The sequence below is a fragment of the Vibrio sp. 10N.222.54.E6 genome, from assembly GCF_041473955.1.
GTDB lineage: Bacteria > Pseudomonadota > Gammaproteobacteria > Enterobacterales > Vibrionaceae > Vibrio > Vibrio tasmaniensis_A.
The window spans coordinates 124,739-139,246 of sequence record NZ_JBFRTD010000014.1; the positions used below are offsets into that span (position 1 = coordinate 124,739).

At 45.3% G+C, this 14,508-nt stretch carries 10 protein-coding genes; 8 read left to right on the forward strand and 2 right to left on the reverse strand.

Features of this window, described 5'->3' with window-relative positions; translation table 11 throughout:
• The first annotated feature begins 94 nt into the window (after positions 1 to 94).
• Together glnE and hldE are read left to right on the forward strand one after the other, a co-directional pair.
• Positions 95 to 2,944 (forward strand): bifunctional [glutamate--ammonia ligase]-adenylyl-L-tyrosine phosphorylase/[glutamate--ammonia-ligase] adenylyltransferase, encoded by a 2,850-nt coding sequence (gene glnE / locus AB4513_RS09895; protein ID WP_009848976.1) that lies wholly within the window; start codon positions 95 to 97, stop codon positions 2,942 to 2,944.
• Positions 2,945 to 3,109: 165 nt separating this feature from the next.
• Positions 3,110 to 4,540, forward strand: coding sequence for a bifunctional D-glycero-beta-D-manno-heptose-7-phosphate kinase/D-glycero-beta-D-manno-heptose 1-phosphate adenylyltransferase HldE (gene hldE, locus AB4513_RS09900; RefSeq protein WP_009848977.1), 1,431 nt, complete (start codon positions 3,110 to 3,112; stop codon positions 4,538 to 4,540).
• 167 nt (positions 4,541 to 4,707) lie between these two features.
• On the opposite strand, the gene tolC is transcribed toward hldE, so the two are convergent.
• Positions 4,708 to 6,018 carry an outer membrane channel protein TolC gene (gene tolC, locus AB4513_RS09905; RefSeq protein WP_102257736.1) on the reverse strand — a complete coding sequence of 437 codons (1,311 nt, stop codon included), beginning with the start codon at positions 6,016 to 6,018 and terminating at the stop codon, positions 4,708 to 4,710.
• A 226-nt stretch (positions 6,019 to 6,244) separates the two neighbouring features.
• On the opposite strand from tolC, the gene nudF reads away from it, so the two are divergent.
• From nudF to parC, 6 genes are all read left to right on the forward strand, one after another.
• Complete coding sequence (nudF, locus tag AB4513_RS09910; protein WP_009848961.1) at positions 6,245 to 6,874, forward strand: ADP-ribose diphosphatase; 630 nt, start codon at positions 6,245 to 6,247, stop codon at positions 6,872 to 6,874.
• A gap of 4 nt (positions 6,875 to 6,878) precedes the next feature.
• Complete coding sequence (locus AB4513_RS09915) at positions 6,879 to 7,319, forward strand: DUF1249 family protein (RefSeq protein ID WP_009848962.1); 441 nt, start codon at positions 6,879 to 6,881, stop codon at positions 7,317 to 7,319.
• A 59-nt stretch (positions 7,320 to 7,378) separates the two neighbouring features.
• Positions 7,379 to 8,203, forward strand: coding sequence for a 3',5'-cyclic-AMP phosphodiesterase (cpdA, locus tag AB4513_RS09920; RefSeq protein WP_009848963.1), 825 nt, complete (start codon positions 7,379 to 7,381; stop codon positions 8,201 to 8,203).
• Complete coding sequence (gene yqiA / locus AB4513_RS09925; RefSeq protein WP_009848964.1) at positions 8,203 to 8,808, forward strand: esterase YqiA; 606 nt, start codon at positions 8,203 to 8,205, stop codon at positions 8,806 to 8,808. Before cpdA ends, yqiA begins: the two co-directional genes overlap by 1 nt.
• Before the next feature lie 239 nt (positions 8,809 to 9,047).
• On the forward strand, positions 9,048 to 10,928 hold the full coding sequence (gene parE / locus AB4513_RS09930) for a DNA topoisomerase IV subunit B (RefSeq protein WP_009848965.1): 1,881 nt from the start codon (positions 9,048 to 9,050) through the stop codon (positions 10,926 to 10,928).
• A 3-nt stretch (positions 10,929 to 10,931) separates the two neighbouring features.
• A complete protein-coding gene (gene parC / locus AB4513_RS09935; RefSeq protein WP_009848966.1) occupies positions 10,932 to 13,190 on the forward strand; it encodes a DNA topoisomerase IV subunit A in 2,259 nt (752 codons plus the stop codon).
• 137 nt (positions 13,191 to 13,327) lie between these two features.
• Here parC and degS read toward each other — a convergent pair whose 3' ends face one another.
• Positions 13,328 to 14,392 carry an outer membrane-stress sensor serine endopeptidase DegS gene (gene degS, locus AB4513_RS09940; RefSeq protein ID WP_009848967.1) on the reverse strand — a complete coding sequence of 355 codons (1,065 nt, stop codon included), beginning with the start codon at positions 14,390 to 14,392 and terminating at the stop codon, positions 13,328 to 13,330.
• Between the last annotated feature and the right edge of the window lie 116 nt (positions 14,393 to 14,508).

The window sequence follows — 14,508 nt, forward strand, 5'->3', positions numbered from 1 at the left end:
TTGGTATAACTAATCATTAGTTTTTAGAACTCGTTATTGAAGAACCGAACCGACAAACCAATTGTTCGGTGCGCAGCTTACACAAGGAAGAAACATGCCATTGCCTTCTCTACTCGTCACTCATTCCCAGTCTGCTTTTGAGCAATTATTAGAGCATCAAAGTGACGCCATTAACACTTGGCCTGAGTCATTGATTGCCGAGCTCAAGCGTGTATTAGGCTTGAGCTGTTTTGTTGGTGATTGTTTACAGCGTGACTCGATTTTATCCAGCACCTTGCCAGAGATGCTGAGATGTGAAGAGCGCGCGGAAGGGTATCGTAAGCGTTTGGCCGAGTTACTTTCTGGTTGTGCTGATGAAATGAGCGGCCAACGTGTACTGCGTCAATTCCGTAATCGAGAGATGATCTACATTGCTTGGCGTGACTTTATGGGCTCATGGGATCTAGAACAGAGCTTAAATCATTTGTCGATGCTAGCAGAGGCGATGATCTTCGAGACCTATCAATGGCAGTACGATATTTGTTGTAAAGAGTGGGGCACACCTTGTAACGAGCAAGGTGAAGCGCAGCCTATGTTGATCATAGGTATGGGCAAGTTAGGTGGCGGTGAGCTGAATTTCTCTTCCGATATCGATCTAATTTTTACTTACCCTGAGAATGGTGAAACCCAAGGAGCAAGAAGAAGTATCGCCAACGCGCAGTTCTTCACGCGTTTGGGGCAACGTATTATCAAGGCGCTTGATCAGCAAACCTTTGACGGATTCTGTTATCGAGTCGACATGCGCTTGCGTCCATTCGGGGAGAGCGGCCCTTTGGTCATGAGCTATGCTGCTCTTGAAGACTATTACCAAGAACAAGGCCGTGACTGGGAACGCTACGCAATGGTTAAGGCGCGTGTAATGGGCAGTGAAATGTACCCTGAATACCAAGAGCTCCGCCAGATGCTGCGTCCGTTTGTTTTTCGTCGTTATATTGATTTCAGTGCCATTCAATCTTTGCGTCGAATGAAGTCGATGATCAGTAGCGAAGTGCGACGTCGTGGCTTATCAAACAACATTAAGCTTGGCTCTGGTGGTATTCGTGAAGTCGAGTTTATTGCTCAAGTCTTTCAACTGATTCGTGGTGGACGTGAACCGAGCCTTCGTGGTCGAGGTTTGTTGGAGACGCTAAGTGCGATTGAATCTCTTCATTTATTAGAAGCAGAAGAAGTCGGTCACTTACGTGAGGCATACCTGTTTTTACGCCGCCTTGAGAACCTATTACAAGCGATGGCAGACAAGCAAACTCAAACCTTACCTGATGGCGATTTCGAACAGTTGCAACTTGCTGTCGCCATGCAGTTTGCAGATTGGGATGGTTTGATTGATGCGACACGTGCTCATATGGCGAATGTTCACACCGTATTCGAAGACCTAATTGGGGTTGATGAAGATGATGCTAACCCAATCGCGAGTCACTTTAGTGAGTTGTGGGATATGGCTCATAAGCAAGATGTGATTGAGCAGGTTCTAGAGCATGACATCGCGATTGCTAACCCGCAGCAAGCGGCGAAAACCATTATCCAATTCAAAGCTGATTTGGCTAAGAAAACCCTTGGCCCTCGTGGACGTGAAGTACTCAATCGATTAATGCCCAAAGTGTTTCAAGCGCTCTATACCGCCAAGGATGCTGAATTTGGTTTGTCTCGAGTGCTGCATCTGTTGCAAAAAATCGTTACACGCACCACGTATCTTGAGCTATTGGATGAGCACCCCGCTGCCCTCACTCAACTCGTTCGCTTATGTACAGCGAGCCCGATGATCTCGGAGCAGTTGGGTCGTTACCCAATTCTGTTAGATGAACTTATTGATCCGCAGCAACTCTATAACCCCGTGCCTTTAGAGTCTTACAAGACCGAGTTACGTGATTATCTAGCCCGTATTCCTGAAGATGACATGGAACAACAGATGGAGGGGCTGCGTCAGTTTAAGCAGACTTGTATCTTGAGAATTGCAGCCGCTGATATTGCGGGCGTTTTGCCTGTTATGAAGGTAAGCGACCATCTAACCTATTTAGCAGAAGCGATTGTTGAGGCCGGCATTAATCAAGCTTGGTTACAAGTGACAGCCAAGTTTGGGGAGCCTACCCACGTTAAAGATCGTGAAGGCCGTGGCTTCGCCGTGGTTGGTTACGGCAAAGTCGGCGGTTGGGAGCTTGGTTATAACTCCGATCTTGATATTGTGTTCATGCACGATTGCCCGGTACACATCTATACTGATGGTAAAAAAGAGATCGACGGACGCCAATTTTATCTGAGATTGGCGCAGCGCATTATTCATATTTTCTCGACCAGAACTGCTTCTGGTATTTTGTACGAGGTCGACACTCGCTTACGTCCTTCAGGTGTCTCTGGTTTATTGGTGAGTCCAACCGATGCTTTTGACGAGTATCAGCACAATGACGCGTGGACTTGGGAACACCAAGCTTTGACTCGTGCTCGTATGATTTATGGCGATGACTTATTGGCTTCGGCATTTAACAAGACTCGCCATGAGATTTTGTGTTTGACTCGAGATGAAGCTGTACTTAAAAAATCCGTTGTCGATATGCGTGAAAAAATGCGCGGGCACCTCGGTGGAAAAAAAGCCGATCGATTCATGCTGAAACAAGATACGGGTGGTATCACCGATATTGAGTTTTTGGCGCAATATTTAGTACTTCGATACAGTAATGAAAAACCTAAGTTGACTCGTTGGTGTGACAATGTACGAATCTTTGAAAGTCTGTTGTCACAAGGGATTATGGACGAACAGCAAGGCATGGCATTAACTAATGCCTATACAACATTAAGAGATGAAATCCATCACCGCAATCTACTCAACCTTGATGCGGACGTGGCGATTGATAAATTTAAAATGGAAAGGGAACATGTTGTTCAGGCATGGAAGCAATGGATGGAAGCGTAACGGAACTATTTCTTAACGGTTACGTCATTATCATTTAGTGATCGCTTATCGACTTCTTAGCTACTAGAGTATCTATCGAGTTAGGCTTTCACTCATTTTTCTATGGTTTAGCCACTGTAATCAGTGTGCTAGACTCTAGCCAGATTCGATTTTTGGAGATCCACAATGAAACCAATTCTACCTGACTACAGCCAATCAGGCGTTCTTGTTGTCGGTGATGTAATGCTTGACCGTTACTGGTATGGCCCTACTGGCCGTATTTCACCAGAAGCACCTGTGCCCGTTGTTAAAGTAGAAAATAACGAAGAGCGCCCTGGTGGTGCTGCCAACGTAGCAATGAATATTGCCTCTCTTGGTGGTCATGCTCATATCGTTGGTTTGACTGGAAAAGATGAGCCAGCTGAGGTGTTGAAAAATACTTTGGGTGCATTAAAGGTTAAGTGTGATTTTGTTGAGTTGGACGATTACCCGACCATCACAAAATTGCGTGTCATGAGCCGTGGACAGCAGTTGATCCGTCTTGATTTTGAAGACAAATTTGAGAACACGGATCCTGAACTTGTTTTATCTCGCATGGAGCAAGCTCTTCCTAATGTACGCTCGGTAATCTTATCTGATTATGCGAAAGGTGCTTTGGAGCATGTGCAGAGCTTTATTCAAAAAGCGCGCGCAGCGAACGTTCCGGTGTTTATTGATCCTAAAGGTGCAGATTTTGAACGCTACCGTGGGGCGACATTACTTACGCCAAACATGGCGGAGTTTGAGCTGGTTGCCGGTAAGGTTAAGTCTGAAGATGAAATGATCGAAAAAGGGCTCGCGTTAATCGAAGAGTTTGATTTTGAAGCCTTGCTAGTGACTCGCAGTGAGCATGGCATGACATTGCTCCGCAAAGGCGTAGAACCATTCCACTTACCGACCCAAGCGAAAGAAGTGTATGACGTTACTGGTGCTGGTGATACGGTTATTTCAGTATTAGCAGCTTCAGTTGCTGCAGGTAAGCCACTTGATGAGGCGTGTGCATTAGCAAATGCTGCAGCTGGCGTGGTAGTCGGCAAGCTAGGTACATCGACGTTGTCTACGATTGAGTTAGCGGAAGCGATTCATGGTAGCCAAGATACTGACTACGGTGTGATCTCTGAAGCTGCCCTAGTTGAAGCGGTGAAACGTGCTCGTGCGAAAGGCGAGAAAGTCGTTATGACTAATGGCTGCTTTGATATCCTGCATGCGGGACATGTCTCTTACATGAACCATGCTGCTGAGTTAGGTGATCGTTTGATCGTTGCTGTGAATACGGATGAATCAGTGAAACGCTTAAAAGGTCCAGGTCGTCCTGTGAACCCAACTGATCGTCGTATGGCGGTACTGGCTGGTTTAGGTGCGGTTGATTGGGTTGTTCCGTTTTCTGAAGATACACCGCAACGTTTGATCTCTGAAGTTCTTCCAAGCATTCTTGTGAAAGGTGGTGATTACAAACCTGAAGAGATTGCTGGTGGTGCAGAAGTGATTGCGGCTGGCGGTGAAGTTAAAGTACTTAACTTTGAAGATGGTTGCTCTACGACTGAAATCATTAAAGCGATTAAAGGTGGTCGAGGCTAACTCTTAGTCTTCTAACTTTCTTGTCTCAAGGCTTAACCTTTGGGTTAGGCTGAGAATTAGCTTTCAATAGATAATAAAAATGCCGCTCATTGAGCGGCATTTTTGTAACGGTAATCTAGTCACTTTATTAAATACTCTGGTTAGAGTATTTAACTAGGATTTAAGCATTACTTACTTGCGACTTTTAGACCTGCGTTTACATCAACAATGTCTTGTTCGCTTAGCGTACCAACAGCTTGACGAAGCTGAAGTACACTTAGGATGTAGTTGTAACGAGCATCTGAAAGGTTCTTGTTGGCATCGTATAGACGACGAGTTGAATCTAGTACGTCAACGATAGTACGAGTACCTACATCAAAACCTGCTTCTGTAGCTTCTAGAGCCGACTGAGCAGAAACAACAGACTGTTCGTAAGCGCGTAGCGCACCAATTGAAGCACTGATGTTGTTGTTGAAGGCACGAACGTCTTTCACAACGCTACGGTAAGTCGCTTCAAGATCTTCACTTGCTGCAACGTAGTTGTATTCAGCCTGTTTAGTCAAAGAAGTTGTACTACCACCTGTGTATAGAGGCACAACTAAATTTAAGCCGACGTTTAGGTTATCTTGGTCGTAATCACTAGGGCTGCTTGATTGATCGGCAAGAGAGTAGCTACCGTCCAACGTTAGGCTAGGTAGATGACCTGAGCTTGCTAGCGTGATGTTATCTTTAGCGATGTCTTGATCAATACGTGATGCCAATAGCTTCAGGTTTTTCTCTTGAGCTTGCTCAACCAGTGCAACAGCAGATTCAGAAGACTTGCTTGCTGAGAAGCGGTCTGTATCTAAGATGTTTAGGTTAGAGTGCTCTTGACCTGTGATTTCACGTAGACCTTCGTAGTTATTAATCAGAGTGTTCTCTGCTAAAACTTCGTCTGCCAATACGCCATCGTACTGAGCTTGCGCATCATGCACATCGGTGATTGCTGAAAGGCCAACTTCAAAGCGCTGCTTAGTTTGTTCCAGTTGACGAGCAACTGCGGCTTTTTCAGCACGAACAAACTCTAGGCTATCTTGAGCACGAAGTACTTCGAAGTAAGCGGTAGCAACACGAAGGATCAGGTCTTGTTGCTCTGCTGCATAAGCAGAATCAGCTTGGCGAGCTGTTTTCTCTGCTGTATCTAGCGTGATCCAAGAAGAGCGTTTGTACAGCTCTTGAGAAAAGTAAATTCCAGCTCCCCATTGATTGCTGTCATTATTTACATCACTTCGCTCACCACGGTTGATGTCGTAGTTAGCTCTCAAGTCAATTTGTGGTAGCAAGTCACTACGGTTTGACGTTACTGCTTCAAAAGCGGCATCGCGCTTCGCTGCTGAACGAAGAAGTTGAGGATCGTTCTGTTTTGCTTGGTCGTAAACCTCAGCTAGCGTATCAGCGAAAGCTGACGAACTCAGGCTGCCAATTGCTGCACTGATAAATAGTGGAAGCAGTTTTTTCATTTTCCTATTCCTGCCTTTAATGGAATTTTCTTTAAAAGAGTTTAACCCAGTTTGGTGGTAATTTACTCGAAACTTTGCACTTTTTTACAGTTAACTGTCCACTTGTGCAATATTTATTTTTTAAAACTTAACTTTAATTATAAGTTTTATACTAAAAGTTGAACCTTATCCTTGGTAGTTAACTCGGACAATGAGTAAACTATAAGATCACTTAGTGAGGTATCAAATGCAACAGTATGACAATCAACGACATGAGTTTACTCCGCAAGATGTGGAAATAGTCTCAAAAGAGACGCTGTTTCGTGGTTTTTTCAAAATGGTTAAGTACACATTTAAACATAGACTGTTTGAGGGCGGCTGGAGCCAACCAATCGAGCGTGAGATGTTTGAGCGTGGACATGCTGCCGCTTTGCTACCTTATGATCCTGTGCGTGATGAAGTGGTGATCGTCGAACAGATCCGTGTCGGTGCTCTAGAGCATGAGAACCCGTGGCAATACGAAATTGTTGCGGGGATTATTGATACCGATGAATCACCACAAGATGTTGCTCGTCGTGAGGCGATGGAAGAAGCGGGGGTCGACGTCGGATCTGTATTGCCTATTACTTCGTATTATCCTTCATCCGGCGGTTGCTCAGAAAAGCTCGACGTCTTTGTTGGTTGTGTTGACGCCACGACAGCAAAAGGGGTTCACGGATTGGATTACGAAGGTGAAGATATTCGCGTGCAAGTGATGAGTCGCGAAGCCGCTTATCAGTTAGTAAAAGACGGTGTGTTTGAAAATGGCGCCACGATCATTGCGCTGCAGTGGCTACAATTGAACTACCAAGAATTACAGTCAGAGTGGATAGATTAACGTCATGCCAAATATAGCAGTCAAAAAACCGTATCATGTCGATTTGGCTGAATTGATGCGAGTTTACGAGACTAACTATGCCAAACTTAATGCTCTGTTACCGGTTGAGCATGAGGTTGGTGACGTTCGCTGTTACCAAGCCGTTAATATGGTGTATCAATTGACAGTGAATGAGGTCACAAAATACACCACATTAATAGATATATGTCAGAGTGACGCGATGCCAGTGTTTCCTTTGCCAAAAATGTCTGTCAGGCTATATCACGACGCTCGAGTTGCAGAAGTGTGCGCTAGCGGGGATTTTTCGCGAGTCAAAGCAAAATATGACTATCCCAACACAAAACTTCTGCAAAAGGATGAGAAATTTCAATTGAACAAATTTCTTGGGGAATGGTTAACGTTTTGTTTAAAAACAGGTATCAGCCGAACCCCAGTTTCTTTTTAATTGAGCCTATTTAAAAACACTTTTAAAGTCTAAACAGTAACGTATCTGGATTTGTTATTTTGGAATTATCACACACTTCAAAATTTGATGAGAGCAGTATTAAGCTTGTACAGCTAACGGACACGCATTTATTTGCGCCGAGCAATGGCAGCTTATTAAGCATCAACACTCAAGATAGCTTTCGTGCTGTAGTCGATGCCATTGTTAGTCAGGGCTTTGACTATCAAGCGATTTTAGCAACCGGTGATATTTCTCAAGATCACAGTGCTGAGTCGTACCAAAAATTTGAGTCAGGAATTCAACCTTTGGATAAACCGTGTTACTGGTTGCCAGGGAATCATGACTTCAAACCGAATATGGGCAGTGTTTTACCATCACCACAAATACAGTGCGTTGAGCATGTTTTGCTAGGTAATAATTGGCAGATGGTGATGCTGGACTCGCAAGTGGTTGGTGTGCCTCACGGACGTCTCAGTGATCAACAGCTTGATCTACTAGAACAAAAGCTAACCGAATTTCCCGAACGTAATACCTTGGTTCTGCTGCACCACCATCCACTATTGGTTGGCAGTGCATGGCTGGATCAACATAATCTGAAAGATGCTGATCAATTTTGGGAAGTGGTTCAACAGCACACCAATGTGAAAGCGGTACTGTGTGGTCACGTTCATCAAGACATGAATCGAGATCATCATGGTGTACAAGTCATGGCAACACCGTCGACTTGTGTGCAATTCAAGCCTAACTCAGATGACTTTGCGGTTGATACTTTGTCACCTGGTTGGAGAGAGATTGAATTGCATCAAGATGGATCAGTAAGTACGCAAGTACGCCGTTTACCTCATGGACAATTCTTACCTGATTTTGAAGCGGCAGGTTATTGATGTTTGATTCTGAACAGCAAGCCGCTAAGCCGCCACTGCTTCTCTATATTCACGGCTTTAACAGTTCATCACGTTCCCACAAAGCAACGGTGATGACTGACTATTGCGCGGAGCATCGTCCTGATATCAAGGTGATGACACCTCAACTGCCGAGTTTTCCTCAGCAAGCGGCCATTTATTTGCAGCAACTGGTGGAGCAATATAAAGAGCAATATCAGATAGCGTTGGTAGGTAGCTCGTTGGGTGGCTATCTTTCAACATGGCTGAATAGTCACTATGGCTTTAAAGCTGTGGTTGTGAACCCAGCCGTTAAGCCGTATGAGCTTCTTGCTGACTATTTAGGTGAACAAGTAAATCCATACACAGAAGAGCGATATGTTCTGGAAACAAAACATATCAATGAACTGAAGGCGTTAGAGGTTCCGGCTATCGCTCAGCCGAGTGACTTCTGGTTACTTCAGCAAACGGAAGACGAAGTTCTGGATTACCGACAAGCGGTAGAGAAGTACCAAGGTGCAGTACAGACAGTAGAAGAGGGCGGGGATCATAGCTTTGTTAATTTTGAACGCTACCCCCAACAAATCATCACCTTTCTAAATCTTTAATCTGTTTCAGCAATCAAGTAATTTTCTCTTGTTTGACTGTTATTTCATCTATCAGTGGTGAAATATCATAGTTTGATGCCTTAGTTTTTGAACTAGCTTGACATCATTACTCAGCTTCCAGACTATATTCCCCAATACTTCGCTCGTTCGCTCTACTATGACGGTTCATAGTAATGATTTCGCTTTAGTCAAACTAGAGCCAGCGAACTGACGCAAACTTTTTGAGTAAACTCCGTATTATGACTGAACAATATAATGCAAAAGACCTCGAGGTACTTGAAGGTCTCGACCCCGTGCGACACCGCCCGGGAATGTATACCGAGACAGAAAGACCAAACCACCTTGCCCAAGAAGTCATTGATAACTCGGTTGATGAAGCACTAGCGGGACACGCTAAGAAGATTAAAGTCGTGTTGCATGCTGACCAATCGTTAGAAGTGACGGATGATGGCCGTGGTATGCCGGTTGATATCCACCCTGAAAAAGGCATCTCAGGTGTTGAGCTGATTTTAACTAAGCTCCACTCTGGCGGTAAGTTCTCGAACAATAACTACAAGTTTTCAGGTGGTTTGCACGGGGTAGGTATCTCGGTGGTGAACGCGTTGTCAAAACGTGTTGAAGTGACGGTTCGCCGTGACGGTCAGGTACATGAAATTGCCCTTGAAGGTGGTCATGCCGTAACGGATCTTACTGTTACAGGTACTTGTGGTCATCGCAATACCGGTACGACGGTACATTTTTGGCCAGATCCAAAATATTTCGATAGCTCTAAGTTCTCTGTTTTACGTCTTATCAATAACTTGCGCGCTAAAGCTGTACTTTGCCCTGGTTTAGAAATCACCTTTGTCGACAAGGTTGGCGGTGAAGAACATAAATGGTTCTATGAAGATGGTCTAAAAGACTACCTTGCAGAAGGTGTGAAAGGTTACACCTTACTGCCTGAGGAACCTTATGTCGGCGAATTCGTTGCTGAAACAGAAATGGCGAACTGGGCGATTATTTGGCAGCCAGAAGGCGGTGATATGATCACCGAGAGTTACGTGAACTTAGTACCAACTAAGCAAGGTGGTACACACGTAAACGGCCTTCGACAAGGTCTGCTTGATGCAATGCGTGAGTTCTGTGAATTTCGTAACCTTCTACCGCGTGGCGTTAAGTTAACGGGTGACGATATTTTCGATCGTTGTTCGTACGTATTATCGGTGAAGATGCAAGATCCGCAATTTGCTGGTCAAACAAAAGAACGTCTTTCTTCTCGTCAAACCGCAGCGTTTGTGTCTGGGGTGGTAAAAGATGCCTTTAGCTTGTGGTTGAACGAAAAACCACAACTGGCAGAACAGTTAGCTGAAGCTTGTATTGCGAATGCTCACCGTCGCATGCGCGCAAGCAAAAAGGTTGTGCGTAAGAAGATTGCTTCAGGCCCAGCACTGCCGGGTAAGCTAACCGATTGTTCGGTTCAAGATTTAAGTCGTACCGAAATCTTCTTCGTGGAAGGGGACTCGGCGGGTGGTTCTGCTAAACAAGCACGTGATCGTGAGTTCCAAGCGGTTATGCCACTTCGCGGTAAGATCCTAAATACATGGGAAGTGTCAGCGGACCAAGTATTGGCTTCACAAGAAGTACATGATATTTCGGTTGCTTTGGGTATCGATCCTGATAACGATGACTTGTCAGGCCTGCGTTACGGTAAGATCTGTATCCTTGCCGATGCGGACTCGGATGGTCTTCATATCGCGACACTGCTATGTGCACTATTTACTCGCCATTTCCATGCATTGGTTGAAGCGGGTCATATCTATGTGGCAATGCCCCCTCTGTATCGTATCGATTGCGGTAAAGAAGTGTTCTACGCACTTGATGATGCAGAGAAAGATGGTGTGCTTGAGCGACTGTCGCAGAAGAAAGCTAAGATCAACGTGCAACGATTCAAAGGTCTGGGTGAAATGAACCCACTTCAGTTACGTGAAACCACCATGGATCCGAACACTCGTCGTCTTGTTCAATTAACGATTGATGACAACGAAGCGACCAACGAGATGATGGACATGCTGCTTGGTAAAAAACGTGCAGATGATCGCCGTACATGGCTACAGACTAACGGTGATATGGCCGAGGTATAATGGATGTCTAACGAAATTACATATGATGGCGTTGAACAGCTGCCAATGCGCAAGTTCACCGAAGATGCCTACTTAAATTACTCAATGTACGTGATCATGGATCGTGCATTACCGTATATCGGTGATGGCTTGAAGCCAGTACAGCGTCGTATTATCTACGCGATGTCTGAGCTGGGCTTATCAGCTGCATCGAAATACAAAAAATCAGCACGTACCGTTGGTGACGTATTAGGTAAGTATCACCCACACGGTGACTCTGCTTGTTACGAAGCGATGGTATTGATGGCGCAGCCTTTCTCTTACCGCTACCCATTGGTAGACGGTCAAGGTAACTGGGGTGCTCCGGACGACCCGAAATCGTTCGCTGCGATGCGTTATACCGAAGCGAAATTATCTAAGTTTGCTGAGGTTCTTCTAGGTGAACTAGGTCAAGGCACCGTTGATTGGCAACCAAACTTTGATGGCACCATGAAAGAGCCTCAGATGTTGCCAGCACGTCTACCTCATATCTTACTTAACGGTATTACTGGTATCGCGGTAGGTATGGCGACGGACATCCCGCCTCACAATGTCCGTGAAGTGGCGAACGCAGCGATTCACTTGATTGATACGCCGAAAGCTGAACTTCCAGATGTGATGGGTTTCATTCAAGGCCCTGATTACCCGACAGAGGCTGAGATTATTTCGCCGAAGTCGGACATCGAAAAGATCTACCGTACAGGCCGTGGCAGCATCAAGATGCGCGCGGTTTGGCACAAGGAAGGCTCTGATATTGTTATCACTGCTTTACCTCATCAAGTGTCAGGTGCGAAGTTACTTGAGCAAATTGCTAACCAGATGCGCGCTAAGAAGCTGCCAATGGTTGACGACTTGCGTGACGAATCGGATCACGAGAACCCAACTCGCATCGTTGTCGTTCCTCGTTCAAACCGTATCGACTGTGACCAATTGATGAGTCACCTATTCGCTTCGACGGATCTAGAGAAAAACTTCCGGGTTAACTTGAACATGATTGGTTTAGACAATCGTCCTCAAGTTAAAGGCCTAGTTCAAATTCTGAAAGAGTGGATTGAGTTCCGTCGCACGACCGTTCGCCGTCGTTTGCAGTACCGTTTAGATAAAGTACTAGCACGTTTGCATATTTTAGAAGGTTTGCTTGCTGCTTATCTTAATATCGATGAAGTGATTGAAATCATTCGTACAGAAGACGAACCATGTCCTGTATTGATGAGCCGTTTCAACATTTCTGAAATTCAAGCCAATGCGATTCTTGATATTAAACTTCGTAACTTAGCTAAGTTAGAAGAGTTTAAAATCCGAGCGGAACAAGAAGAGCTTGAAGCTGAACGCGAAAAGCTTGAAAAGCTACTCGGTTCAGAGCGTCGCTTGAATACGTTGATCAAGAAAGAAATCCAAGCAGATGCAGATAAATACGGCGATGATCGTCGCTCACCTCTGATTGAGCGTGCTGAAGCGAAAGCGCTAACAGAACGCGACTTAGTACCAAGCGAACCAATCACGGTTGTGTTGTCTGAGAAAGGTTGGATTCGTCATGCTAAAGGGCATGAAGTTGATGCTGAAGGCTTGAACTACAAATCTGGTGATAAGTTCTTAGCGAGTGCTAAGGGTAAGAGTAACCAACAAGCGGTGTTCCTTGGCAGTGATGGCCGAAGCTACTCCCTTGAATCTCATTCATTACCGTCGGCACGTAGCCAAGGTGAGCCAATTACAGGCCGCCTGAACGTCAGTCCGGGTTCTTCGATTCGCCAAGTGGTGATGGGAGAGAATGAACAGCTATGGTTAGTCGGTTCTGATGCTGGTTATGGCTTTGTTTGTAAGGGTAGCGATCTGCTGTCTAAGAACAAGAGCGGTAAAGCGTTAGTTAACTTGCCACAAGCTTCTGAAGTGATGTTGCCAAGCCCTATTGCAGACTTGGACAGTAACCAGATTCTGGCGATTACTAACCAAGGCCGTATGTTGTTGTTCCCTATTAAAGACCTACCTCAGCTGAGCAAAGGTAAAGGTAACAAGATCATCAACATCCCTTCTGCGAAAGCAAAAGAGCGTGAAGAGTTTGTATCGCATCTGATGGCTATTCCAGAGAATGCAACGCTGACTATTTACGCGGGTAAACGTAAACTTGGCTTGAAACCTGCGGATCTTGAAAACTTCCGTGGTGAGCGTGGTCGTCGTGGTGGTCTGCTCCCAAGAGGTTTGCAGCGTGTGACTCGCATCGATATCGATGAACCTAGTGACGCCTAGTTTTGATTGAGTTTGTCATTAGCTTTGATTGATAAAAGAAAACCCAGCTTAAGAGCTGGGTTTTTTGTATCTATACTTTTTGTCTCTGTAATTGGCGGTTTGAGTTACTCGCTATTAGCAATCAAACTAAATAAAGACTACAGGCGTGTGTCTTCGGTAATGGTGACCTTGAGTGTCTTGTTTTCACCTTTGCGCAATACACCAACATCAATGATAGTACCCGGGCGAAGGTCAGTAACAATGTCCATTACGCTCTGTCGTCCGCTAATTTGGGTGTTGTTGATGCTGATAATGATATCTTGTGCTTCAAAGCCGGCATCGGCTGCAGGACCATTCGGGTCAATGCCTAAGACAACAATACCACCGATGTTCTTAGTACCGAGCAAGCGTGATGTCACCGAATTGATGTCTTGTCCGTCGATACCAATATAACCACGAATGACACGACCATCGGCGATGATCTTCTCCATGATTTTATTAGCAAGTGAGTAGGGGATTGCAAATGAGATCCCGTAGGTTTCCATGTCGGTAGCTTGTTGGAAAGAAGCCGTGTTGATACCGACGAGCTCACCTTGTGAGTTAACCAGTGCACCACCTGAGTTACCTTCATTGATTGCAGCATCAGTCTGGATAAAGGCTTGGTGACCATCTGCACTGATCGAAGAACGACCTGTTGCAGAGATAATGCCAAAGGTTGTCGTTTGCCCTAGGTTGTATGGGTTACCGATAGCCAGCACCACGTCGCCGACATTTGCTTTGTAATTCGGGTTCAGTGGAATAACAGGTAAGTTGTCACCGCTGACTCGGAGTATCGCAATATCGGTGCGTTTGTCTGAGCCGACAAGTTGTGCGGCCGCTACTCGTCCGTCTTGAAGTGCCACGACTATTTGGTCAGCTTGAGCAACAACATGGAAGTTGGTAATGATGTAGCCTTTCTCACTAACAATCACCCCTGAACCTAATCCTTGAGTTAGTAGCTTGTTGCGATCGCTTTCTGCGTATTTACGACTATAAATATTGACCACAGCGGGTGCAGCTCGTCGCACCGCTTGGTTAAATGAGATCTGAAGAGGGCCAATATTATCGACTTGAGGGTTCGTGACGTCTGCAACAATCGCCGGCCTTAAACTCGGGAATGCGAGAAGAATAAGCGCCGCTGAAACGAGTCCAAGGGAAATAGAACGAAATAGAAAGGACAGCATGTTTCCCTCTTCAACAAGTAAGGTATGAAGCATCCGTCAATGGATGACTGACTTGATTATCAGTGAAGCATAGCATTTTGATTGATCTAAAGAAAAGGGAGACTGAGTAAGTTTAA

Excerpts from the sequence above, each read along its gene's own strand:
- glnE (WP_009848976.1), top strand. The coding sequence starts at position 95 with ATGCCATTGCCTTCTCTACTCGTCACTCATTCCCAGTCTGCTTTTGAG.
- hldE (WP_009848977.1), top strand. The coding sequence starts at position 3,110 with ATGAAACCAATTCTACCTGACTACAGCCAATCAGGCGTTCTTGTTGTC.
- tolC (WP_102257736.1), bottom strand. The coding sequence starts at position 6,018 with ATGAAAAAACTGCTTCCACTATTTATCAGTGCAGCAATTGGCAGCCTG.
- nudF (WP_009848961.1), top strand. The coding sequence starts at position 6,245 with ATGCAACAGTATGACAATCAACGACATGAGTTTACTCCGCAAGATGTG.
- AB4513_RS09915 (WP_009848962.1), top strand. The coding sequence starts at position 6,879 with ATGCCAAATATAGCAGTCAAAAAACCGTATCATGTCGATTTGGCTGAA.
- yqiA (WP_009848964.1), top strand. The coding sequence starts at position 8,203 with ATGTTTGATTCTGAACAGCAAGCCGCTAAGCCGCCACTGCTTCTCTAT.
- parE (WP_009848965.1), top strand. The coding sequence starts at position 9,048 with ATGACTGAACAATATAATGCAAAAGACCTCGAGGTACTTGAAGGTCTC.
- parC (WP_009848966.1), top strand. The coding sequence starts at position 10,932 with ATGTCTAACGAAATTACATATGATGGCGTTGAACAGCTGCCAATGCGC.
- degS (WP_009848967.1), bottom strand. The coding sequence starts at position 14,392 with ATGCTGTCCTTTCTATTTCGTTCTATTTCCCTTGGACTCGTTTCAGCG.